At 40.7% G+C, this 23,825-nt stretch carries 25 protein-coding genes and 1 riboswitch; of the genes, 18 read left to right on the forward strand and 7 right to left on the reverse strand.

Annotated elements, in window-relative coordinates:
• The first annotated feature begins 63 nt into the window (after positions 1-63).
• From OZX63_RS01840 to trxA, 8 genes are all read left to right on the forward strand, one after another.
• Positions 64-1,128: an LLM class flavin-dependent oxidoreductase gene (locus tag OZX63_RS01840; RefSeq protein WP_277144118.1), complete on the forward strand. Its 1,065-nt coding sequence runs from the start codon at positions 64-66 to the stop codon at positions 1,126-1,128.
• 97 nt (positions 1,129-1,225) lie between these two features.
• The gene (locus OZX63_RS01845) at positions 1,226-1,816 is read left to right on the forward strand and encodes a histidine phosphatase family protein (RefSeq protein ID WP_277144120.1); all 591 of its coding nucleotides are present in this window, start codon (positions 1,226-1,228) and stop codon (positions 1,814-1,816) included.
• Between the two features lie 566 nt (positions 1,817-2,382).
• A complete protein-coding gene (gene alaS, locus OZX63_RS01850) occupies positions 2,383-5,022 on the forward strand; it encodes an alanine--tRNA ligase (RefSeq protein WP_277144122.1) in 2,640 nt (879 codons plus the stop codon).
• Positions 5,023-5,074: 52 nt separating this feature from the next.
• Entirely contained in the window at positions 5,075-5,332 is a 258-nt protein-coding gene (locus OZX63_RS01855; RefSeq protein WP_212781015.1) for an IreB family regulatory phosphoprotein, read from the forward strand.
• Positions 5,332-5,760, forward strand: a complete 429-nt coding sequence (ruvX, locus tag OZX63_RS01860; protein WP_277134294.1) for a Holliday junction resolvase RuvX — start codon at positions 5,332-5,334, stop codon at positions 5,758-5,760. Before OZX63_RS01855 ends, ruvX begins: the two co-directional genes overlap by 1 nt.
• A gap of 1 nt (position 5,761) precedes the next feature.
• The gene (locus tag OZX63_RS01865; RefSeq protein ID WP_277134296.1) at positions 5,762-6,067 is read left to right on the forward strand and encodes a DUF1292 domain-containing protein; all 306 of its coding nucleotides are present in this window, start codon (positions 5,762-5,764) and stop codon (positions 6,065-6,067) included.
• Between the two features lie 57 nt (positions 6,068-6,124).
• On the forward strand, positions 6,125-8,479 hold the full coding sequence (locus OZX63_RS01870) for an endonuclease MutS2 (RefSeq protein ID WP_277144124.1): 2,355 nt from the start codon (positions 6,125-6,127) through the stop codon (positions 8,477-8,479).
• Positions 8,480-8,557: 78 nt separating this feature from the next.
• Positions 8,558-8,869: a thioredoxin gene (gene trxA, locus OZX63_RS01875; RefSeq protein ID WP_277134300.1), complete on the forward strand. Its 312-nt coding sequence runs from the start codon at positions 8,558-8,560 to the stop codon at positions 8,867-8,869.
• Positions 8,870-8,921: 52 nt separating this feature from the next.
• On the opposite strand, the gene mscL is transcribed toward trxA, so the two are convergent.
• The 4 genes from mscL to OZX63_RS01895 all read right to left on the reverse strand — a co-directional run bounded on the left by mscL (position 8,922) and on the right by OZX63_RS01895 (position 13,011).
• Positions 8,922-9,290, reverse strand: coding sequence for a large-conductance mechanosensitive channel protein MscL (mscL, locus tag OZX63_RS01880; RefSeq protein WP_277144126.1), 369 nt, complete (start codon positions 9,288-9,290; stop codon positions 8,922-8,924).
• A gap of 84 nt (positions 9,291-9,374) precedes the next feature.
• Positions 9,375-10,730 (reverse strand): solute carrier family 23 protein, encoded by a 1,356-nt coding sequence (locus OZX63_RS01885; protein ID WP_277144127.1) that lies wholly within the window; start codon positions 10,728-10,730, stop codon positions 9,375-9,377.
• Positions 10,730-12,076 carry an amidohydrolase family protein gene (locus OZX63_RS01890; protein WP_277144129.1) on the reverse strand — a complete coding sequence of 449 codons (1,347 nt, stop codon included), beginning with the start codon at positions 12,074-12,076 and terminating at the stop codon, positions 10,730-10,732. The genes OZX63_RS01885 and OZX63_RS01890 overlap by 1 nt, the downstream gene beginning before the upstream one ends.
• 195 nt (positions 12,077-12,271) lie before the next feature.
• Positions 12,272-12,369, reverse strand: a riboswitch (purine riboswitch).
• A gap of 234 nt (positions 12,370-12,603) precedes the next feature.
• Positions 12,604-13,011: a YslB family protein gene (locus tag OZX63_RS01895; RefSeq protein ID WP_277144131.1), complete on the reverse strand. Its 408-nt coding sequence runs from the start codon at positions 13,009-13,011 to the stop codon at positions 12,604-12,606.
• A gap of 79 nt (positions 13,012-13,090) precedes the next feature.
• Between OZX63_RS01895 and murI the strand changes: the two genes are divergently transcribed.
• Both murI and OZX63_RS01905 read left to right on the forward strand, forming a co-directional pair.
• Positions 13,091-13,897 carry a glutamate racemase gene (murI, locus tag OZX63_RS01900; RefSeq protein WP_277145082.1) on the forward strand — a complete coding sequence of 269 codons (807 nt, stop codon included), beginning with the start codon at positions 13,091-13,093 and terminating at the stop codon, positions 13,895-13,897.
• Positions 13,894-14,514 carry an XTP/dITP diphosphatase gene (locus tag OZX63_RS01905; protein WP_277145084.1) on the forward strand — a complete coding sequence of 207 codons (621 nt, stop codon included), beginning with the start codon at positions 13,894-13,896 and terminating at the stop codon, positions 14,512-14,514. The genes murI and OZX63_RS01905 overlap by 4 nt, the downstream gene beginning before the upstream one ends.
• A gap of 40 nt (positions 14,515-14,554) precedes the next feature.
• Here the strand turns inward: OZX63_RS01905 and OZX63_RS01910 are convergent, their stop codons facing one another.
• Positions 14,555-15,370: a mechanosensitive ion channel family protein gene (locus OZX63_RS01910; RefSeq protein WP_277144132.1), complete on the reverse strand. Its 816-nt coding sequence runs from the start codon at positions 15,368-15,370 to the stop codon at positions 14,555-14,557.
• 112 nt (positions 15,371-15,482) lie between these two features.
• Here OZX63_RS01910 and OZX63_RS01915 point away from each other — a divergent pair, with 112 nt between their 5' ends.
• Positions 15,483-15,908 (forward strand): DUF948 domain-containing protein, encoded by a 426-nt coding sequence (locus OZX63_RS01915; protein WP_277144135.1) that lies wholly within the window; start codon positions 15,483-15,485, stop codon positions 15,906-15,908.
• Positions 15,909-15,926: 18 nt separating this feature from the next.
• Positions 15,927-16,289, forward strand: coding sequence for a DUF1269 domain-containing family protein (locus OZX63_RS01920; protein WP_277144137.1), 363 nt, complete (start codon positions 15,927-15,929; stop codon positions 16,287-16,289).
• 62 nt (positions 16,290-16,351) lie between these two features.
• On the opposite strand, the gene OZX63_RS01925 is transcribed toward OZX63_RS01920, so the two are convergent.
• A complete protein-coding gene (locus OZX63_RS01925; protein ID WP_277163672.1) occupies positions 16,352-17,458 on the reverse strand; it encodes a Xaa-Pro peptidase family protein in 1,107 nt (368 codons plus the stop codon).
• Positions 17,459-17,605: 147 nt separating this feature from the next.
• Between OZX63_RS01925 and OZX63_RS01930 the strand changes: the two genes are divergently transcribed.
• Complete coding sequence (locus OZX63_RS01930; RefSeq protein WP_277144139.1) at positions 17,606-18,607, forward strand: substrate-binding domain-containing protein; 1,002 nt, start codon at positions 17,606-17,608, stop codon at positions 18,605-18,607.
• A gap of 47 nt (positions 18,608-18,654) precedes the next feature.
• On the opposite strand, the gene OZX63_RS01935 is transcribed toward OZX63_RS01930, so the two are convergent.
• Positions 18,655-20,025 carry a glycerophosphodiester phosphodiesterase gene (locus tag OZX63_RS01935; RefSeq protein ID WP_277144141.1) on the reverse strand — a complete coding sequence of 457 codons (1,371 nt, stop codon included), beginning with the start codon at positions 20,023-20,025 and terminating at the stop codon, positions 18,655-18,657.
• Between the two features lie 87 nt (positions 20,026-20,112).
• Here OZX63_RS01935 and OZX63_RS01940 point away from each other — a divergent pair, with 87 nt between their 5' ends.
• Genes OZX63_RS01940 through OZX63_RS01960 form a run of 5 tightly spaced genes read left to right on the forward strand, consistent with a single transcriptional unit; the run spans position 20,113 to position 23,818 of the window.
• Complete coding sequence (locus tag OZX63_RS01940) at positions 20,113-20,445, forward strand: hypothetical protein (RefSeq protein ID WP_277144143.1); 333 nt, start codon at positions 20,113-20,115, stop codon at positions 20,443-20,445.
• A gap of 12 nt (positions 20,446-20,457) precedes the next feature.
• Positions 20,458-21,828, forward strand: a complete 1,371-nt coding sequence (locus OZX63_RS01945) for a bifunctional UDP-sugar hydrolase/5'-nucleotidase (protein WP_277144144.1) — start codon at positions 20,458-20,460, stop codon at positions 21,826-21,828.
• Positions 21,829-21,833: 5 nt separating this feature from the next.
• Entirely contained in the window at positions 21,834-22,439 is a 606-nt protein-coding gene (locus OZX63_RS01950) for a YutD family protein (RefSeq protein WP_277144146.1), read from the forward strand.
• Positions 22,440-23,213, forward strand: coding sequence for a TIGR01457 family HAD-type hydrolase (locus tag OZX63_RS01955; RefSeq protein ID WP_277144148.1), 774 nt, complete (start codon positions 22,440-22,442; stop codon positions 23,211-23,213). It abuts the gene before it with no gap.
• The gene (locus OZX63_RS01960) at positions 23,210-23,818 is read left to right on the forward strand and encodes a TIGR01906 family membrane protein (RefSeq protein WP_277144150.1); all 609 of its coding nucleotides are present in this window, start codon (positions 23,210-23,212) and stop codon (positions 23,816-23,818) included. The genes OZX63_RS01955 and OZX63_RS01960 overlap by 4 nt, the downstream gene beginning before the upstream one ends.
• The last annotated feature ends 7 nt before the right edge of the window (positions 23,819-23,825 follow it).

Below are 23,825 nucleotides of genomic sequence, written 5' to 3' on the forward strand. Positions count from 1 at the left end.
CGTGTATTGTGTTACTCAGATTAAACTTACAAAAAGTAAGTAAAAAGAAAGAATAGGTAGAACATGGTACGAATAAATGACGAATTAATTTTTGGCTTGGATTCGTTTGGCGATGTGCCGGATGATCCAGCAACTAATCAGCCAGTGACTTACGATAAGGCTCTCCAGCAGATTATTAAAGAAGCTAAGTTGGCTGATGACTTGGGCATTGACGTAATTGCTTTGGGTGAACACCACCGACCAGAATATGCTATTTCTAGCCCCGAAATTATGTTGGCGGCGATTGCTAGTGTGACTAAGAGAATTAAGCTGAGTACTGGGGTAACGGTTTTAAGTTCAGATGATCCAGTACGCGTTTATGAGCGCTTTGCAACTCTGGATAATATTTCGGGTGGTCGCGCTCAAATCATGCTTGGTCGCGGCTCGTTTACTGAATCATTTCCGCTATTTGGCTATGATTTAAACGATTACAACGAATTATTTGAAGAAAAAGTTGCCATGTTTAACGAATTACGTGAGGGTAAACCGGTAACTTGGGAAAGTGAATACACTCAGGATTTAAATAATGTCGAAATTTACCCTAAGATTACAGGCCATAAGTTAGACACTTACATTGGTGTTGGCGGTACACCAAGTTCTGTTATTCGGGCAGCGCGCTACGGCTTTCCGGTAATTATGGCAATTATTGGTGGTGACCCAGCAAGATTTCGGCCATATGTTGACTTATATAATGCCGCCGCTGCGCAATATCATAATCCGCAATATCCGTTGGGGATGCATTCACACGGGGTCATCGCGAAAACTGATGAAGAAGCATATGAGATTGGTTGGAAATATTTGCGGCGCTCAATGGATCGGATTGGTGCCGATCGTAATTGGCCGCCGATGACCAAGGAACACTTTGATTATGAAATCCAAACGGGTTCTTACTATATTGGTACTCCTGAGCATGTTGCTCACAAGATTGCCGACAAAATGACGCAAGTTGGCGTTAAACGGTTTGACTTTATTTATGGTGCTGGTGGTCAAACTGCTGCTATGCGAGAGAATATTTTACGTTTATACGGACAAAAGGTTGTGCCGATGGTGAAGGATTTGCTTAATTCTGGCGCTTATCAATTTAAATAATCTAATAGCCATGCAAGATAGGTCTTGTATGGCTATTTTAGGATTGTTAAAATATGTAAATAAAAATATCGATTGATTTTGACAAGAGAGAATTAAAATGAAAGATTTGTATTTAATGCGTCATGGCGAAACGATTTTTAATCAACGCAAGTTGGTTCAAGGCGCAGTTGATTCACCATTAACTGCAGCTGGAATTAAAGAAGCCGCTAAAATGGGCACGTACCTTAAAGAGCAAGGATTAACCTTTGACCATGCATTTGCTTCAACGCAAGAGCGAGCAAGCGATACTTTGGAACTAGTGACTAAGCAGCCGTATGAACGGTTAAAGGGATTAAAGGAATGGGACTTTGGCTTATTTGAGGCTCAGCCAGAATATTTATTGCCCAAATTTATCTTTACTGATACTGCCCAAGCCAACTTTTTTGTTCCTTATGGTGGTGAAGCAGCAATGCAGGTCATGGATAGAATGGATAAGACAATTAGCAAAATTATGGCGACGCCTGCTAATCAACAAGTGTTAGTTGTTAGTCATGGTGCTGCTATTTTAATGTTTTTAGTTAAGTGGATGACGAGCACAGAAATAGCTAAAATTAAGGATTTGCCTAATTGCAGTGTGCTGCATTTTACTTATGATACTGCTACTGGCAAGTTTGCTTTTGTGGAAATGTTTGAGCCGCACAAATTATAGTTAAATTTTTAAAAACCAAATATTTGGCTAAAAATTGTCGTAAACTTTTTTGAAAAGGCTTTTTCGCCTAGAAATGTTTTGCTATAATTAAGAAATCGAACAAGAACTAAAAAGTTTTGTGGGCAGTAACTGTTTTTGAATGTAAGACCATACTTAATAGTTAAGGTAGCGCTATTGAGTAATCATAATTTTGCAAGAAGAAGCAGTTAGAGAACCTGTAAGGTTCTTCCCAATAGTTCGGAAGTTAAAGAAGTCCTGCAAATTTGCAGGACTTCTTTTTCTTATATCGAGTTAAGGAGAAAATGCTTGTCCAATTAAAGATTGACAAAGATAGCTCAAGTAGTACAATTATTTTTAACTGAAGATATGTTTTTTGAGTTAGTCATTCAAAGAGAAAACCGTGTGCTGAGAAGGGTTCATGGCTGCTTGAAAAATGCTCCTTGCAGCGTTAAATAATAATAATTAAGAGGTAACAAACACTGTTGCAATTGAGGTGGTACCGCGTTTAGTAGCGTCCTCAAGTTTGCTGACAGTGTTTTTTATTTTATCAAAAAAGGAGAATATTAATGAAGAAACTGACAAGTTCTGAATTTAGACAAATGTTCTTGGACTTCTTTAAAGAACACGGTCACATGGTATTGCCGAGTCAATCACTGATTCCGCAAGATGACCCAACATTATTGTGGATTAACTCTGGGGTAGCCACGATGAAGAAGTATTTTGACGGTTCAGTTGTGCCAAAGAACCACCGAATTACTAGTTCACAAAAATCAATTAGAACTAACGACATTGAGAACGTTGGTAAGACCGCGCGTCACCAGACTTTCTTTGAAATGCTTGGTAACTTTTCAGTTGGTGACTACTTTAAGAAGGAAGCAATTCCGTGGGCTTGGGAGTTTTTAACTAGTCCTGACTGGTTAGGATTAGATAAGGATAAGCTATACTGTACTGTTTATCCTAAAGATACTGAAGCACAAGAAATCTGGATAAAGACTGGGATGCCTGAAGACCATATTGTGAAGCTAGAAGAAAACTTCTGGGATATTGGTGAAGGTCCATGTGGTCCTGACTCCGAAATCTTCTATGACCGTGGTCAAGAAAATAACGATGTTGCAGAAGACGACCCAGAAAACTTCCCGGGTGGTGAAAATGCACGTTACCTGGAAATTTGGAACATTGTGTTCTCACAATATAACCACTTAGCTAATGGTAAATACGTTGACCAGCCGCATAAAAACATTGATACGGGGATGGGACTAGAACGGGTTCTGTCAATCTTGCAAGATGCACCAACTAACTTTGAAACTGACTTGTTCTTGCCAATTATCCATGAAACTGAAAAAATGACCGCTGGCAAGAAGTATGAGATTGATGATGAAAACACGCCGGCATTCAAGATTATTGCCGACCACGTTAGAACTGTCAGCTTTGCGATTGCCGATGGTGCTTTACCATCAAACACTGGTCGCGGCTATGTTTTACGGCGACTAATCCGTCGTGCAGACTTAAATGGTCAACGCTTGGGTATCAAGGGTGCCTTCCTTTATAAACTAGTACCAGTTGTTGGTGAAATTATGCAAAGCCACTATCCAGAAGTGACTGAGCAAAAGAACTTTATTGCCAAGGTAATTAAGAATGAGGAAGAAAGATTCCAAGTAACCCTTGAATCTGGTTTGACTTTGCTTGATGACTTAATTGCTAAGGCACAAAATTCTACTGATAAGACCATTTCTGGTAAGGATGCCTTCAAGTTATTTGATACTTATGGCTTCCCTTATGAATTAACCTTTGAATCCGCTCAAGATGCCGGCTTAAAGGTTGATAAGAAGGGCTTTGATACCGAAATGCAAGCACAAAAAGACCGGGCACGTAATGCTCGTGGTGACTTGCAATCAATGGGTGCACAAGATGTTACCTTAATGAATATTAAGGATCAGTCCGAATTTGAATATGGTGTTTATGAAGAAAAGCACGCTAAATTAATCGATATTATCGTTAATGATGAATTGGTTGACCAGACTGATAGTGAAACTGCTACTTTAATTTTTGATAAAACACCATTTTACGCAGAACGTGGTGGTCAAGTAGCTGACCACGGTGCAATTTACGATCAAGAAGGCGAGCTTGTTGCCAAAGTAACCGATGTGCAACACGCACCAAACGACCAAAACATGCACTTTGTTCAAGTAGTTTTACCACTTGTAAAGGGTCAAGAATACGTCTTGAAGATTGACCGTGACCGCCGCGAAGGCTTGCGCCACTCACACTCAGCAACCCACTTGCTTCATGCAGCACTGCGCAGTATTTTGGGTGACCATACTCACCAGGCTGGTAGTTTAGTTGAACCTGACTATTTACGTTTTGACTTTACAGCCATTGAACCATTAACTGATAAGGAACTTAAGTCAGTTGAAGCTTTAGTCAACCAAAAGATTTGGGAAGCTTTAGACGTTAAGACGACAGTTACTGATGAAGAAACCGGTAAGAAGATGGGCGGCTTGGCCCTGTTTGACGGCAAATACGGCGACAAGGTCCGCGTTGTTCAAATGGGTGACTTCTCTAGTGAGTTCTGTGGTGGGACACACTGTGACAACACCAACCAAATCGGGATTTTCAAGATTACTTCCGAGTCAGCAGTTGGTGCCGGCGTCAGAAGAATTGAAGGAGTAATGTCCAAGAAGGCTTACGAATACTTAGCTGGACGGTCGAACTTACTCGATGATATTCAAGCAGAAGTTAAATCAACTAAGCCAGAAAACATTATTGATAAGATTGATAGCCTTGAAAAAGAACTGCATGACAGTCAAAAGCAAGTTGAAGATCTAAACTTGAAGATTAACCAAGCTAAGGCTGGTGAAATCTTTAATGACGTTGAACAAGCTGGCGATTTGACAGTTATTGCCAAGAAGGCCGACGTTAACGGAATGAATGACTTGCGTGAACTCGCTGATACGTGGAAGAGTGGCAACAAGTCCGATGTCTTAGTCTTAGCAGCAGCTAATGATGGCAAGGCAAACATGATTATTAGTTTGGGTCAAAAAGCTTTGGATAAAGGCTTGAAGGCTGGTGACTTAATTAAGCAAGCTGCACCAATCTTTGGCGGTGGCGGCGGTGGCCGTCCAAATATGGCTCAAGCTGGTGGTAAGAAGCCAGAAGGCCTTGACGATGCTATTAAGGCAGTTGTTGAAATAATTACTAAAAATTAATTGATTGAGTTTGAACTGTTTTTCAAGTAAAATTGTGTTAGGAGGAATGAAAATGAGTTCGCTAGATAAAACAATGCATTTTGATTTTAATCAAAATAAAGGCAAGAATGTTTATGATACTCTCCAAGATGTATATGATGCGCTTGAGGAAAAGGGCTATAATCCAATTAATCAGATTGTCGGCTACCTATTGTCTGGCGATCCAGCATACATTCCGCGGCACAATGACGCTCGTAATTTGATTTTGAAGCATGAGCGTGATGAAATTATTGAAGAACTTGTCAAAAGTTATCTTGGAAAAGACAAGTAATGCGTTTAATAGGTTTAGATGTCGGGTCTAAGACAGTTGGCGTTGCCGTTAGCGATGAGTTGGGGATTACTGCCCAGAAGGTAGAAACAATTCCAATTGATGAAGCTAAGTTTAGTTTTGGGATGCGCCCACTTAAAAAAATCGTGCGGCAATATGATGCGGATGGTTTTGTCTTGGGCTTACCCAAAAATATGGATGGCACATCTGGCAATTCGGTTGCGCGCAGTAAGGCTTATGGTGAGCGGCTGATCGCTAAGTTTGGCTTGCCCGTATATTATTCAGACGAGCGCCTGACAACGATTGAATCACGTCGGGTCTTAGTAGAAGAAGCTGGCATGCATGACCGCCACCAGCGCAAAGAAGTAATTGACCAAATGGCCGCTGTCTTGATTTTACAAAATTATTTAGACTTACACCGAAAGGATTAATATGACACAAGAAGTTCACGGTGATGACCGGCAAATTACCCTTGTTGATGACAAGGGCAATGAAGAATTATACGAAGTTTTATTTACATTTCATTCAGATGACTATGACAAGTCTTACATCTTACTTTATCCAGCTGCAGTAGGTGATGATGAAGAAGTTGAAGTTCAAGCATTTAGTTATGATGCTGATGATGCAGGCGATGTGACCAGCAGCGATTTGCACGAAATTGAATCAGACGATGAATGGAACATGGTTCAAGGGGTGTTGAATACTTTCTTGGATGATGACCGTTTAAGTGGTGAATAAAAAAGAAAGACTGGCTTAGCCAGTCTTTTTTTATTAATAGAGAAAAATAGACGACTAATGAATGACAAAATATTAAAAACGTTGGAATTTTCCAAAATTACGCAAAGGTTGGCTGACCAAGCAATTACGACACCAGCTAAGGAGCGGGCAATAAACTTAAAGCCTAGTGGTGACTTTGCTCAAGTCGAATTATCTTTGAAGCAGACTTTAGCGTTAGTTAATTTATTGCGAATTAAGGGTCAACTGCCGCTAACGGATTTTGAAGATGTTCGTCCTAGCACCAAGCGTTTGCGGATTAAAGCCAATTTGAATGCTAAAGAGCTAGGGAATATCCTGCTTGTTTTGGTGTTAGCCAATGAAGTTAATAGCTTTTTGGCAGATGTTAATGGCGAGCAGCTTAACTTAGAGGCAATTGCAGGAATTGCCTCTAAGTTAGATGTTCCCGAAATGTTATTGAACGAGCTTAAACGCGCGCTTGACTTCGACGGTGAGATTTTAGATACAGCTTCAAGTAACTTGGCTCGCTTGCGTCACGACTTAAAGAGTAATGACGAAGAAATCAAAATGCGAATGGATGCCTATACTAAGGGCGGCAGCAGTAAATATTTATCAGAACAGATTGTGACTATTCGTGATGACCGCTATGTTATTCCGGTTAAGCAAGAATATCGGGCAAAATTTGGTGGTGTGGTTCATGATCAAAGTGCCAGTGGGCAGACTTTATTCGTGGAACCCGGTGCAGTTCTAAGCTTGAACAATCGCCAACAGAATTTATTGGCTCAAGAGCGGCAAGAAATTCACCGTATTTTACGGCAATTGTCGGACTTGGCACGTGAAGAAGTGGCGCGACTAGATGCAATTGCTACGGCGTTAACCGAACTGGACTTTTTGCAGGCCAAGGCACATTTGGCTCGGGCAATGAAAGCAACTGAACCAAAGTTAAACCAAAATCATGAATTGAATTTATTGCAGGCACGCCACCCGTTAATTGATCCAGAAAAGGTCTTGCCTAATGATATTCGCTTGGGACTTGAATTTGATACGATGTTAATTACTGGTCCTAACACTGGTGGTAAGACAATCACGCTCAAGACAACTGGTCTCCTGCAATTAATGGCGCAGGCTGGATTATTTATTCCAGCTGCTGAGGGCAGTCAGGTCGGTGTTTTTAAAGATATTTGTGCTGACATTGGCGATGAGCAGTCAATTGAGCAGTCACTCAGTACTTTTTCATCGCACATTAACGATATTATTCAAATTATGAAAAGGGTTGACGATCAGACACTAGTTTTGATTGATGAAATTGGAGCTGGGACTGATCCAGAAGAAGGTGCCAGCCTAGCAATCAGTATTTTGGACTTTTTACGTAAGAAAAAAGCTAAAATCATGGTCACAACGCACTATCCAGAATTAAAGCTCTATGGTTATAATCGCTCACGGACAAGCAATGCGTCAATGGAATTTGATGTGAAGACGTTATCACCGACTTACCGTTTGCAAATTGGGATCCCTGGTCACAGTAACGCTTTTGCGATTGCGCGGCGGCTGGGAATGCGTGAGGATGTTGTTAAAAATGCCCAAGAATTGATGTCTGATGAAAATTCGGACATTAATACCATGATTGTGCGCTTAGACAAGCAGACCAAGGCAGCAACCGATGCTCGCAATCACTTGGAAAGTAGCCTTGACCGCAGTGAAAAGCTGGCGGAAAAATTGCAGCAGGCACTTGATTGGTATAATCAACGTGTGCAAAAGCAACTTGAATTTGCGCAAGAACGGGCAAATGAAGTTGTTGCGAAGAAGCGTAAAAAGGCCGATCAAATTATTGCTAAGTTGGAAGAGCAGCATGGCAGTGTTAAGCAAAATGAGGTAATCGCCGCCAAGGGTGAGTTCAACCAATTAGCAAAACAGGAAGAAAATCTGGCGCACAATAAGGTTTTGCAGCGCGAAAAGAAGCGTCACCACGTTACAGTTGGCGATCGGGTCAAGGTTTTGTCCTATGGCCAAGTGGGGACAATTACCAAACGCTTAGGTGAGCACCAATATGAAGTGCAAATGGGGATTATTAAAGTTAAAGTTAGTGATCGCGATGTTGAAAAAATTTCGGGTGAAACTAAGACTAAACCGCAAAAAACGGTGCGTGCCACTAGTGCTAATCGCCGCAGCAATGCCCGGAGCGAACTTGACTTGCGCGGTCAACGCTATGAAGAAGCAATGACCAACCTTGATCGCTACATTGATTCGGTTTTGTTAGCTGGACTTGATGTTGTGACAATTATTCATGGTATTGGGACTGGGGCTATTCGTAAAGGTGTCTGGCAATATTTGGCTTCAAGTAACCATGTTAAGAGCTATAATTATGCACCGGCAAATGAAGGTGGCAATGGCGCAACAATTGTTCATTTAAAGTAAAGCACTTGTAAAAAGTAAGTCAGCTTGCTATACTAAAATCATTAAGAGATAACGTAAGTTTATGTAGGAGGTATTTTCATGGTTGATGAATTAACAGATGAAAATTTTGAAGAAGAAACCAAAGATGGTGTTGTTTTAACAGACTTTTGGGCAACTTGGTGTGGCCCATGTAAGATGCAATCACCAGTTGTTGATCAATTGGCTGAAGAACGTCAAGACGTTAAGTTCACTAAGATGGACGTTGACCAAAATAAAGAAACGCCAAACGCTTTAGGAATTATGGCGATTCCAACAATGATTATTAAAAAAGATGGTAAGATTGTTGATCGTTTGACTGGTTATACACCAAAGCCAAAGCTTGACCAAATCTTAAATCAATATACTGACTAGATTAGTAAGAAAGAGCCTCCCGCAAATGCGGGAAGCTCTTTTTTTTGCTATATTATTTTTCTTTTAAGAGGTCACGAATTTCACGTAAGTAATCGTCGGTTGTTGGTCCAGCCGGTGCCTCTTTTTCTGGTTGGTGCTTAGTTAATCGGTTAATTCCTTTAACTAAGAAGAATACGATGAGCGCGATAATTAAGAAGTTAATTACCGTATTGATGAAGGCGCCGTATTTAAAAGTCGCGCCGCCAACTCGTAAAACTAGATTTGACAGGTCAATTTTGCCAATAAATAATCCAATTAGTGGGTTAATCAGGTTGTTGACTAGAGAATTGACGATATTAGTAAAGGCACCACCGATAATTACACCAACGGCCAGATCAATGACGTTGCCGCGTTGAATAAATTCTTTAAATTCTTTGAGCATTTTTTGTCCTCCTATATACCTTAATCATAGGTCAAGATGACCAAGAAGTGGTAGTAAAGAGATTAGAGTGCCGCAAAAAGAAAATTATTTTGTTGATGATGTGGCACTATTAATTATTGCCTGTTTTTTACTAAGAAGGAGATTTAGCACCACCGCAGTGATTGCGGCAATTGAAATAGGAGAGCCTAATAGATATTGCAATAATTTCGGTGCAGCTAATTTAATGCTGTTAGGTAGGAAGGTCATCGCCATAGTCATTGCAATTGGGATGCCAACAATATAATTTTTGTTAGGGAAAGCATTAATGTCACCAATGACGTTAATGCCGTTGAGCATAATAATCGCCATAATTACCAGGCTAACCCCACCGATGACCGGCTTGGGAATAGCTGATAATAGTGCAGAAATTTTACTGAAAAAGCCAAGAATAATGAACCAAGCACCAGCTGAGATAAAGACCTTTCTGCTGGCAACACCGGTAATTGAAATAATACCGGCGTTAGTGGAATAGCCAGTCATGGGGATGCTGCCTAAAAATGCCGAAATCAGGCAGCTCACACCTTCACCAATCATACCGTGGTTCCACTGTTTAGGAGTGATTTTTTCGTCAGTAGCGGCACTCATGGCAAACCAAGTTCCCGTTGTTTCGGTTGTTAAAACCAAAAAGATAATAATAAAGGTTAGGATGGCTGAAGGATTAAAGCTTACACCATAATGAAAAATTGTGGCTTGGGGAAAACTGAATAATGCGGCTTTATTGAAAGAAGTCCAATCCATCCTTCCCATTAGTGAAGCCGCAATTACACCAACAATCATGGTAATAATTACTGATGAAATCTTCAAAAATTGGTGCAGCTGCGGAATATAAGTGCCAATTATAGTCACAATTAAAAAAGTGAGCAGGGTAATACCAGCTAATTCGACATTTTGCATGGTGTTGCCACTGGCTTTAAAAATATTACTGTTTAGTGATGACGGAAAACTGCCTAGGCCAACACAAGTAATAATCGTCCCACCGACAACAGAGGGCAGGAGCTTGTTGATTACCTTTTCGTATATTCCAGTGGCACCAAACAGAATTAACATAAGTGAGCCAGCTAAACAAGAACCAATGACGGCGGCCATCCCACCGTGTTGCCCGCCACTAGCAAAGAAAACACCGACGATTGCTGTTGCGGGAACAAATGATGGTCCTTGACATAAGGGAATTTTCATAAAAAAGGCAGTTTGTAAGATTGTCCCAATTCCGCAAGCTAAGAAAGCTGATTGCAACAATTGTGAAGTTTGGTCAACGCTTAAGGCAAGCATACTGGCAATAATTAATGGCGCCACATAAACGTCCATTGCTAACACGTGCTGCAAGCCTAAAATACCGGCTTCTAGATTAGGGACATTGTCTTCTGGTTTAAATAATAGGCCGTTTGCATTTTGCTCATTCATTATTTAGCTCCCTTAGCAACTATACCTTGAGTCATTACCATATCGATTTCATTAGCAGTTGTTTCGTACATTAACTTTTGGAAAGTCTCATCAGTTGTGCGGTCAACAAATTGAGGATACTTAGAGTGGACAACTTGCAAGTCGGCCGCATAGCCAGCTTTAATCTGACCAGTTTTTAAATGTAAACTCTTAGCCCCGCCAACAGTTGCCATATAAAAAGCGGTGTGAATTGAAAACATGGAATCCCCAACGCCGCGCTTGTCAGCAGGGATCCGATTATCAACACCATCGCTTAAAATACTGGAGCACATTACCGCGTGGCGCATGGTTTCGTAAGTGCTGAGCTCATAGCCACCGCAAATATCAGTTCCTAGGCCAACGTTAATGCCTTTAGCCATGGCGTACTTTGCAGGTAAAATTGCACCGCCCTCAAAAGAATTAGAAATTGGACAGTGAGCAATTGCAACGCCACGCTTTTGGAATAAATCTAAGTCAAAATCATTTAGCATCGTGCCGTGATCCATAATTGACTTGTCGGTTAATAATCCGGCTTCATCTAACATGACAGAATCACGTTTATGAAAATTGTCTAACGCATAATCATTTTCTACCTGATTTTCACTGCAATGAGATTGAATTAATAAGTCATATTTTTTAGCTAAGTCACCTAATTGCCGCATTCCCTTAAGTGTGCAGGAGGTTAAATAGCGCGGCGTAATTACAGGGGCCATTTGCAATTTTTGCCCCTGATTAAGTTCCTTAACAATGCCAATAAATTCCTCAGTGCCGTCAATTGCTGCCTGGGTTGACTCATCGCGATAATAATCTGGGCAGGTTTCGGGATTATCCATTACGACCTTGCCAATTAAAGCACGTTGGTGCAACGTTTGGCATGCTTTCACTAGTTCGGCGTTACCAGCATTATCAACTGAACCAAAATAAAGTACTGTCGTTGTGCCGTTAGCCAGTAAGTTTGCTACTAAGCTGTCATAGACTTTGCGACTAAATTCTGCATCGCTGAATTTTGCTTCCAGTGGAAAAGTATAATTTTTAAACCAGTCGGCATTGCCACAGTTTAGTGCTAGACCAACATTGGGCCATTGTGGTGCATGAACGTGGAGATCAATAAAACCCGGAAGGAGATATTGATTAGCATCCAATTCTTGTAAAATATGATTATTTTGCGCAGCTGCTAAAGTTGGTTCATAAGCAGCATCATCTTTGTGGATAATCTGTGCAATGTTTCCATTTGCGTCTAGGCAAATTAGACTGTTTTCATGATAAGCAACTTCAGTTTTTGAAGCAGACGTAAAATAGTTTCCCTTGATAACTTTGACAAAATTCATTTTTTGATAACCTCAAATAAAAATTATTTAACTTCAAAATTTCCAATTACGAATTTAAGATAATGATCGCTAGCTTTGCCACTTTCCTAGATTCTTCCGATTTAAAAGCGATACTCCTTTTTCAAGAAACAAAAAGGCCTCTTCTACTAAAGCTATAGCAAAAGAGGCCAAAACAAAATAAGCCCTAAGGACCTTGAATTGTACTTTTTCGTCTATAGTTCGGAATTTACGGTTCCGAGTAGAAACTGTCGACCTCATTACGACAATATACAGACTAAATATTTAGTTGAATAAAGCATAGCAGAAATTTACCAAACTGACAAGAAAACTTTCGTAATAGTAGTTATTTTTACCACGAAAGGATTGTTAACGAGAAAATATGGGTTTTAGTTCTTAAGCCACTTGGCATATTCGAATTTTAAATTCGCTTACTTAATCTGAATTTTTAATAAAATTATTCGTGTTTAATCTAAAATTAGTGCAAAAAAATAGTCATAGCAATTAAGCATATGACTTAACAAAAGTGGTTAATCAAATTGTGCAATTAATTGGACCCTTTGCTTTTTTTCGTCAATGTTGACGTCACATTCGGTAATGCGGCCGTTTTGCTTTTGCATTGCCTCGGCGACGATACCAGCCTCAAGTGAAAACTCGTGACTGTCACTATTCAGGCGGTCGATGACAGTTTGACCGTTTAATTCAAAAATAATTGTTGTCCGCTTTTCTTTAATTTTGGTTAAAGTGCCAAATTCAGCTGTCGCAAAAAAGCTGTTAACATCTTCATAGGAGGCTAAATCATATTTGCGGGCGACGCGTTTACCGGCCCAATACAAAATAGCGTCATCGTCGTCGCCTAAAATTTGCGGCAAGATGAAGTCACGGTACAGCTGATTAATAAAATATACGTGTTCGCTTTGCTCATTATTATTTTGCATAAAGTATTCATCCCTTTTATTCTTTTCTATTTTACCGTAAAATTGGTAAGTAGAAAACTTTTAGGGAGAAATTTGTATGATGAACAATCGTCCAATTGGTCTGTTAGATTCCGGTGTTGGCGGCTTAAGTGTCGTAAAAAAGGTACTGCAAAAAATGCCGCATGAATCAACGGTTTTTATTGGGGATAATGCCAACATTCCTTATGGCGACAAGTCACAAGCAGACATTATTGACCTCACACGGCAAAGTGTTAAGTTTTTATTAAGTAAAAACGTTAAGCTGATTATTTTTGCCTGCAATACTGCAACGGCTGCTGCAATGGCCACTATTCAACAAGAAGTCGACCAACAAATTGTTGGTGTTATCCAATCTGGAGGACTTCTAGCGGCACAAACAACGCATAATAAAAAAGTTGCCGTGGTGGCAACGAACTATACGATTTCTCACCACGCTTATCAACAAGAAATTAACTTTCGTGATCCCGAAATTAAGGTAACCGAATTAGCTGCACCCAAGTTGGTGCCGCTAATTGAGCAAGATGCTGATGAGGCGACTTGCCTTGAAGCCGTTAAGTCGACTTTGGCGCCGATCATGACGCAGGAATTTGATACGTTGGTTTTGGGGTGCACCCATTATCCGTTAATTAAGGCTCAGTTTGCCCAAGCTCTTGGGGATAAAGTTAAGTTGGTCGATCCAGCTGATCAGGTAGCGCAATACACGGCAAACGTCATGGAGCGTGATGGTCTGTTAAGTACAGCTGATAATCAGCCGGCACATGAATATTACACAACTGGTGATGTGGCGATGTTTAATGAATTGGGCAGCAAGTTTTTAAATGATCCGGCATTTAAGGCACAACATTTGATTAAGGGAGAAGATTACTGATGAAAGAAATTCTATTTGCGACGACTAATCAAGGTAAAGTTAAAGAATTACGTGAGGCTTTTGCACAGGCAGGGATTGAGGCTGTGATTAAAACCAACGCAGACCTAGATAATCCACCAATTGTGGATGAATACGGGACAACCTTTGAACAGAATGCCAAGCTCAAGGCTCACGAACTCGCTGACTTTAGCGGAATGATTACAATTGCCGATGATTCTGGGTTAATGGTTGATGCGCTTGACGGCGCCCCGGGAGTACATTCTGCTCGTTATGCTGGTGAGGGTCATAATGATGCCCAGAATAATGCGAAATTATTGGCAGAGCTTGGCGGTGTTCCCCAAGAAAAAAGAACAGCCAAGTTTAATACAACAATTGTTGCTTCAATGCCAGGTCAGTTTAACCATGATCTTGTAGTTGATGGTCAATGTGCTGGGCAGATTCTGGCAGCACCTCGCGGTGAAGATGGCTTTGGCTATGATCCGCTATTTTATGTACCAGAAAAGGGTAAAACTTTTGCGCAAATGACTTTGGATGAAAAAAATAGCTTGTCGCATCGCGGACGGGCAATTGTTAAGTTGCTTGCGGCATGGCCGGAATGGTTGGCGCAATTTAATTAAGTAAAAAAGGTTAACTCAATTTAAGTGAGTTAACCTTTTTCTATCCTGCTAAAGTGATCTTGTTGTCTTGTAAAATCTTGAGGTAAGCCGCTAAGTAAATGTCTTGGACGTCTTTTTCTCTGCCGGGCTTAACTTGGAAGTGAATCACATAGTTGACGGTTTTGGCAGTTTGGCTAGTGATGCCGATAATCTTGGGTCCTTGCACCAAAGTCTTTTTAGCAAGTCCAACCTGGTTATTTGCCTGTTTAATCAACGTGCGGACTTTGTCAAAGTCATTTTGGACATTTAATTGCAAGTTAATATCTAGACCAATGCCGCCGTGAGCCAGATTTTGCACAATTGAAATGTTGCGGTTAGGAATGTAGATGATGGACCCGTCAGTACCCTTGAGCCGCGTGGTTCTTAGCCCTAACTGGACCACAGTACCCGTTTGATTGTTAATTTGAACAATATCACCGACGTCAAATTGGTCTTCACTTAAAATGAAAAAACCATTGACTAAGTCGCTGACAAAGCCCTGTGCGCCCATCCCTAAAGCTAGAGAAAAGATGCCGGCACTTGCTAAAAGAGTCCCAATTGGAATCCCCAAAATCGATAAAACTCCAAATAAGTAAAAGAAAATTACGGTATAGCTAAAAATACTATTTATTAAAGCAGCTACGGTTCTAGTACGCTTATTTTGGGGCCGTTTACTATGCTTTAAATAATGGTTTATAATTCTTTTGCCGCAGTAGTCAATGATATAAAAGATTGCTGTTGATAAGACTAGCTGCCAGATTACAGTGAGTAAATGTTCACCGATACTGTCCCAGTTTAATTTTAAAAACTGGCGATTTATTTTAAGTAAGTTATTCATTGCGTTGACCTTTCATGGATGTACATTAACTATAACAAAATATTTACATATCGGTTGAGATTAAAGTGTTTACATGCTAGACTTTTTTTAGAAGTAAAATTGGAGGTAGAAGATGGAAATTTCCTATGGTGCGCTAGCAGGCTTAATTGCTGCTGTCGCATTACTAATTTTAGTACTTTTCGCTATTCCGGTGCTGGTTCGTGCTGCAAAGGCTACTAAAGAAGCAAAGAAAACAATTCAAATTGCGAATGAGTCAATCCAGCAAGTTGCCAAAGACGTTGATGGCTTGCTTGACCAAACAAATGATTTGCTTGACAAGACCAACGTCTTGTTAGCTGATGTTAATGTCAAGATGAAGACCTTAGATCCAGTTGTTCAAGCAGCTGCAGATTTAGGTGAGAGTGTCTCAGATGTTAATGCTTCTTCGCGGAAAATGGCAAAGCGGTTCAGCAGTGTTCATTTTAAGCGTAATGGGGCTGTTTCTTCTGCTTTAACAGCAATGTTTGCACGGCGCAAACGTCGTAAAGGTGAAGATTAAGTAAAAGGAGTTACTTTTATGAAAAAATTTACAAGTTTTTTATTTGGTACAATCGTTGGTTGTGCCGCAGGATTTGTTGCAGGATCATTGTTTGTTACTGATGATCAAGTCGACGATTTAAAGAGTAAGGTTAAGAACAACGATACTGTTCAAGACTTGAAGAAAAAATATGACAATGGCACCGAAGTTGTTAAGAATCAATTAGCATCATTCCCGAAGAATGTTGAAGACGATTCTGAATTAAAAGACTTCGATGATATTGTGATCGATGATTCAAATGAAAATGTTGCTCAAAGTGACAATGCGGAAAACACGGTTGCTGACTTGCACGATGCCGAAAACGACACTGATGTTGAACCACCAATTTATCCACAAGAATAAGTAATGTTAATCAAAAATGCACCAGACAGATTTTTCTGCCTGGTGCATTTTTTGTTTAATAATTAATCTTTAAGTGGTAACACTTTCAATTCCTTGTCAGTGTGGGTGAATGGTTGGTAGCCGTCTTTAGTAACAACACCGCAATCTTCAATTCTCACGCCAGCAACACCGGGGATGTAAATACCAGGTTCAATTGAGAAGCACATGCCTTCTTCAATGATTAAGTCATTGCCTTGAACAATTGATGGGTATTCGTGCACGTCTTTACCAATTCCGTGGCCAAGTCTGTGGATAAAGTATTCACCATAACCGGCCTTGGTAATAATGTCTCGCGCAACGCCGTCAAGTTCTGAAGCAGTCATTCCGGGACGAACGGCATCAATTGCAGCTTGTTGGGCTTCGCGATCGATTTCATAAATTTCCCGTTCTTTAGCGCTAGGTTCACCATAAGCAACAGTCCGACTTGAGTCAGATGCATAGCCGTTGTGCATGGTTCCGAGGTCGAACAAGACTAATTCGTTTGGCTTAACTTTGGTCATTGATGGCCCAAGGTGAGGGTTAGCGGCATTGGCACCAGCCTGCACAATGGTTTCAAAACTTTCGTGCATGACACCTTTTTGTAATTTTAATTGGTAGTCAATTTGACCAGCAATATAACGTTCAGTTACGCCGGTTCTGATGGCATCAAACCCAATTTGAAAAGCAAAATCAGCTTCACGTCCAGCAGCCTGCAATTCCTTAATCTCACTAGGTGTCTTATATAGCCGGATTTTAGCGATGAAGTTAGAAACGTCCCCGCTAAAATCGGCATCTGAAAATTGTTCATGGATTAATTGATAATGGGCAACAGATAAATTATTTTTCTCTAAAGCCCACTTGTGATATTCACTCGTTCTGTTTTTAACTTTGTCGGCAATAATTGCCCAAGGATCTTCTGAATCGAGGTAGCCATAAACGTCGCCATCCCAAGCCGAATTTTTGGCTTCTTCGACATTTAATGCGGGAACGAAAACGAAGGGATCGCTGTCTTTAAAGGCAAGTAGAGCAAAGATACGCTCATGAGGTTCCATCTCGTAGCCGGTGAAGTATGCAATAGTAATTGGATTAGAAATGTAAGCTACATCATTACCAGAACTTTGTAGCCATTCTTGTAATTTATTTAAATTCATCTTAATGTTCCTTTCAAAATAAATCTTAATCATGAAAAGTATATCATGTTCTAAGTGTGAAAAAATGAAAGAATGGTTGTAAACGTTTGCACTTTTTTGCAATTCATGGTAAATTCTATATTGAGAATTTTTACGGAGGAACGAAGGATGCGTAAACAAGATATTACAATTTATGATGTTGCTCGTGAAGCTGAAGTCTCAATGGCGACAGTCTCACGGGTTGTTAATGGCAATACGAATGTGCGTAAAGACACGCGTGAACGGGTAATGGCGGTTATCAATCGCCTGCATTATCAACCAAATGCTGTTGCTCAAGGCCTAGCTTCTAAACGGACAACAACTGTGGGTTTGATTGTGCCAGACTTAACCAACCTGTACTTTGCAGAATTATCAAAAGGGATTGATGATATTGCTTTGCTGTACAAATACAACATTATTATTACAAGTATTGAAAATCGCTTGATGCGTGAAGACCAAGCAATTCAAGGTTTGTTAAATAAGCAGGTTGACGGGGTAATCTACATGTCAAATTGCTTACCAAAAGAAGCAGTTGAAGCATTTAAGCGGACTGATACGCCGGTAGTCTTAGCAGGAACAAAGGACAATCACAAGGAATTTCCGTCAGTAACGATTGATTATCAGAAGGCTGATACCGAAGCCTTGAACTTACTTTACAATGATGGCAAGCGTAACTTGGCCTTAGTTGTTGGGGATGCCGATGCTGTTGTTAATGCGGAATGCCGGATTCCAGCTTACAAGAAATTTATGGCAGAGCATCACTTGGGTGAAGGTCGAGTTTACGAGAATATCAAGGACCATTCAGATGGTTATAACTTGTATTCACGTTTGCTTCAAGACGGTGTTGACGGTGTAGTTGTTACCCGTGATATTACTGCCGTTGGCATTTTAAACTCAGCAATTGATGCTGGTAAGAAAGTGCCGGACGATTTAGAAATTATTACGGCAAGTGCAACTCAAATTGCTTCGGTTGTGCGGCCAGCATTAACCGCAATTCGTCAGCCATTATATGACATGGGTGCTGTTGCGATGAGAATGTTGACCAAGTTGATGAACAACGAGGAAGTAACAGATACACAAATTGAGTTACCATACGAATTGTTGAAGAAGCAAAGTACAAGCAACCAATAATTTTAAGTATAGAAAAACGATTCACAGTTTAGTGAATCGTTTTTTTATTAGTGAATGATTTGCATGGTGGCTTTAATTAGCTCTGGAGTAGTCTTAATTCGCGGTGCCATCTTTGGTAAGTAAGCTGTTAGCGCAATATTATGATAACGACTAATGCGCGGCAATTCGCGGTAGCTTTCCCAACTTTGCTGATCAAAAAAGCCATAGAATAAAATATCTTGCGCCTTAACCCAGCCTAATTTGGTATAAAGCCACATGCTCTTGGGACTGCCATTAAAGTTAGCAATTTTAAAAAGTGTGTTAGCTGGCAAGGTTTTATCAGTCTTTGATTGATTATCAGGCAGGTGGTAGATTGGCACCTGCTTTTGCGGTTTGGCGATGATTTGCTTATCCTGATAAGGTGCAATGTCGCGTGCGGTTAAGTCGAGGTTGACAAATTCAGCTGAGATAAAAGTTTGGTCGGCAACCTGATAATACAGCTGATTATGGGCGCGGACGCCATACATGACGTTGAGCTTTTGCCCGGGATGAATATACTTGTGCTGCTTAATGCGGACGTATGGGTTCATCATGATTGGCGTTTTGCTTTTGCCAAAATAAACGCCGCTTCGGTGAATATCGTACTTACTGGTGCCTTCTTTGGCTAGTTTATATTTAAAACCGGTGGCCGGATAATTAGTGACCACGCCGTCAACATTTTTATTAATTAGCCAGTGCCAAAGAGCAGGCGACTCATCCATTTCTGCCCAAACATAGACCTGCTTATTGAGTAAATGCAGCCAGTGAATCAGCCAAGAATGCTCTTGAATAACGTCGGATGACACGTTGACCGCGTTAACTTGTGGTAAATTACTAAAATTCATGCGCTTGAGGCTACCGACAAGCAAAATTAAATATGCGTTTGGCATTAGTGACCGCAGATGAAAGAGACTGGCCGCCGAAAAAGAGTGGATCATGACACGATTTTGCATGTGGTACTTTTTAATTGTTTGCGCGATTTCATCTTCTAACTGGTAAGATGGATCGACTGAGTGGTCCACCTTGGTTTCTAAAACAAATTTTGTATTTGGCCGCTTTTGGTAATGTTCAAAGAGCTGGTCCAAACTAAGTACATGTTCACCGTTATCATATGTTAATTGGCTAAGTGTTTGCCAAGTATTTTGTGATACAATTGCATGTGTATGAGTAACTCGAAATAAATCATCATCATGTGAGACAACTAAAACTCCGTCTGAGGACAGATGCAGGTCGAGTTCAACGTAATCGGCTCCAGAATTGAAGGCCGAGTCGTCACTCTGAATTGTTTCTTCAGGGTATTTGCTCGGATCGCCTCTGTGACCGACAACGGTAAAGCCGCTGGTCGTGACAAAGATTAAGCTAAAAAAAAGAGCCAGAATTAGATGGCTATATCGTTTCATGTGTACACCTCTATCGCTTAATACAATAGCATGGTTGCACATTTTTTGCTATATAGCAAAAGTTTTTATTTCATGGAGGCGAGGTTAATGGATCAACAATATGAAGAGTTAGATTTAATTGAAGAAATTACCAGAAACGACGGCAGCAAGTACTTTGAGATTTCGAATATTGATCAAAATGGTATTGCAGAATTGGCTGTTGATCATGGCATGATTAAGAATGTCCGAATTTTGCAATTGAATATTCCTAGGACTAAAGCGCTAATTACTTATGAAGAATATATTAATAAGAATTATCATCTGGAAACTTTAACTAACGAAAATGATTGGAAGAATCCGAGTTGGGTTGAATGGGAAAAGCCAAAAGGCAAAATTTGGGATGCCTATCAGATGATTTTGAAATCTAATCAGATTGGATAAAAGAGCAGCATAATGGAAACACTTCGCATTTTACATACCAATGATTTACACTCGCATTTTGAACACTTTCCTAAAATTGGACGTTATTTAAAAACCGCCCAGCAGGATCAGTCGGTTGACCAAGTTTTCACGTTTGATGCCGGTGATTTTATGGATCGTTCGCAGCCGCTAACTGATGCAACATACGGCCAAGCCAATATTGATTTGATGAACTCGTTTAATTACGATGCAATTACTATTGGCAATAATGAAGGAATTTCTAATTCTCATGCGGTGGTTGAGCGGCTGTTTGACCGCGCCAAGTTCCCCGTGATTTTGGCTAATTTGCGCGAGGAAGATGAGACATTGCCGCATTGGTGCGTGCAAGATAAAATCCTGACTACCAAAAAAGGCACGCGAATTGCCCTAATTGGTTTGACGGCAGCATATCCTCTGTCTTATCTGCCTAATCATTGGCACGTTAAGATGTTGAAAGAAACAATGGATGCGGTTTTGCCTAAGATTGAGGGTAAGTACGATGTTTTAATTCTACTAACTCACATTGGCTTGAACATGGATCGCTTTTTGGCAGAAAATTATCCACAGATTGACCTAATTGTCGGCGGTCATAGTCACGATTTATTAAAGCATGGTGAAGAAGTTAATGGCGTCTGGCTGACACAGACGGGCAAGTGGGGCAACTATGTTGGCAATATTCGGATGGAACTTGATGACCAGCACCACGTGCAAAAGATCGTGCCGCATGTTGAACCAACAAGTCTGATGAAGGCGGAGCCGGATGATGAAGAAGTAATTCAAAGTTATCAGGACCGTGGTCGTGACATTTTAATGCAGGAGCAGGTTGCGGATTTACCAGAAAAATTTGCGAATAATCGCGAGGCTGCTATTAAGGTGTCGCTGGATGCAATTGCTAATTTTGCTGGGACAGACCTAGCAATGCTGAGTTCTGGCTTGTTTTTAGACCCGTTTAAGAAGGGCATTTTAACAAAATACGATTTGCAAAGGAGTTTGCCGCACTCAATGCACGTTGTACGCTCAACCTTAAAGGGTAGTGACTTGTGGCGACTGGTTATGGAAATTGAAAAAAACCGGCATTTTCTCGATCATTTTCCGTTGCAGGGGATGAGCTTTCGCGGGAAGATTTTTGGGCAAATGCATTACAAGGGAATTAAATTTGATCCGATTAGTCGCGTTGTTTATGTTAATGGCAAGCAGATTGACCCGCTCAAAGAGTACGAAATCGCGGTGCTGGACCACTACGTACTAGTGCCGTTTTTTCCGACATTAGCAATTGTGGGCGATAATAAATTTTTATTTCCGCAATTTTTGCGGGAAGTTGTTGGCAATTATTTAGCCAAAAAATACCCGATTGATAGGAAGTGAAGTAAATGACGGATAAGACAGTAGCAGACAAGGCAGATAGTTCAAAAAAGCCGGAACGTAATAATAAGTTTACTGAGGACCAGCCGTTGCGCCACCCGCTGGCCGTTGTTGGCCAAGTTGGCGATCAAGTTAAGATTAACAAGCAGCTTTACCAAATACTTGTTAACAAAAGAGAAGCGCTGGATATTGAGGTTTTGCGGCAAAAGTATGATCCGTATCTCGATCAATATGACTTTTTGGTGGGGGATGTTTCCAGTGAGCATTTACGACTAAAGGGTTTCTATAAGGATAATATGCGGACAGCGATTGACCGCAAGGAGCAGACAATTGCGGATTATTTGATGGAATACTGTAATCCGGGAACAGGTTACTTTATTTTGCAGCTGCTCAGTCCGGTTCATCATTATCACTCTAGCAGCCAAAAAAATTGGCATGGCAATTACCGGCAATCTGGATACAGACGATTTGGCACTCATTCAAAGAAGACGGTGGTGTTTAAAAAGCGGCGGGTGCACAAAACCACTTTTAAGAAAAAAGAAACGGTTGCGGTCAAAAAAGAACACAGCAATCATCACTCTTTTGTAATTAAAAAGAGAAAGGGCAGCAAGTAAGTGAAAGATTACCAATTATTTTTGATTGACCTTGACGGTACGATTTATCGCGGCAAGGATACAATTGCTGCTGGTGTGCGTTTTGTTCATCGCTTAGAGCAAGCAGGCAAGGATTATTTATTCTTAACCAATAACACCACCAGAACGCCGCAGATGGTCGTGGATAAGCTGGCGGGTCATGGGATTAAGACGGACATAGAACACGTTTATACGCCCTGTATGGCGACTGTGAGCTATCTTAGAAGGCAGAGTCCGCAATTGACACCACTGAAATTTTATTTAATTGGTGAAATTGGCTTGTGGCATGAATTTTTGCAGCAAAAAGATTTTGAACTGGATCCGCACCACCCAGACTATGTCATTGTGGGGATGGATCGTGATTTAACGTACCGTAAGGTTCAGATTGCTGCCGATGCTATTAGAAGTGGCGCGACGTTTATTGGGACCAATGCCGACGTTAATTTGCCTAGCGATGAGGGATTATTGCCAGGAAATGGGTCGCAGTGTGCGATGATTGCCGTTTCCAGTGGCCAAGAACCGCTGTATATTGGTAAGCCGTCAGCGATTATTGTTGAGATGGCGCTGGCTAAAATGAAGTGCTCGAAGGAGCGGGCAATTTTGGTTGGTGACAATTATGATACTGATATTAAGGCCGGCTTTAATAGTCAGGTTGACCAATTGCTAGTGACCACTGGAATTACGCAGCCGAGCGATATTAAGGATCAGCGGCAACCAACTTATGTCGTTGGTAGTTTGGATCAATTTGAATTATGAACAAGCAAAATAGTATTCTGACGATTATTTATCATTTCGTATTTGCAATTACAAGCAGCGTAGTGGGCGCAATTGTTGCTAGTTGGCCGCTGCTCTTGGTTTTTATTGTTGTCCAAAAAACAAACAAAACGGTGAAACTGACGATTGGTCAAGTAATGCACAATTATGATCAACTAATGTGGTATTTGATTTGGCCGTTTAAGCATGTGTTGCACATGCGCGACTTGCCAACTTCACCGATGGCGGCGCAGCACTTTGCGGCGGTAAAGAAACTTTTTGTCTTGGCAATTGTTGCCTTTTTGTGCTGTTTAGCAATTCATTTTTGGGGCCGGCGGCAAAAAGGTAATGTGCTAAAGTTGAATAAGGTTTGGGCACTGCTATTTTTACTATTACCGATTGCAATTTTGCCGTTTGCCGTGACAAACTTTGACAGTTTTTTCGTTTTGTTTCATCATGTGTTGTTTGCGGGGAGTAATACGTGGTTATTTGACCCAGCAACAGATCCGATTATTAATGTGCTGACAGAGGGCTTTTTTGCCTCGTGTTTTGCCGTTGGTGGAATTATTTATGAATTATACTTTGCTGAAAAATTATTACAGCGTTAAAAAAGGA

Source organism: Lactobacillus sp. ESL0700 (genome assembly GCF_029392095.1).
In the GTDB taxonomy this organism is placed as follows: Bacteria; Bacillota; Bacilli; order Lactobacillales; family Lactobacillaceae; genus Lactobacillus.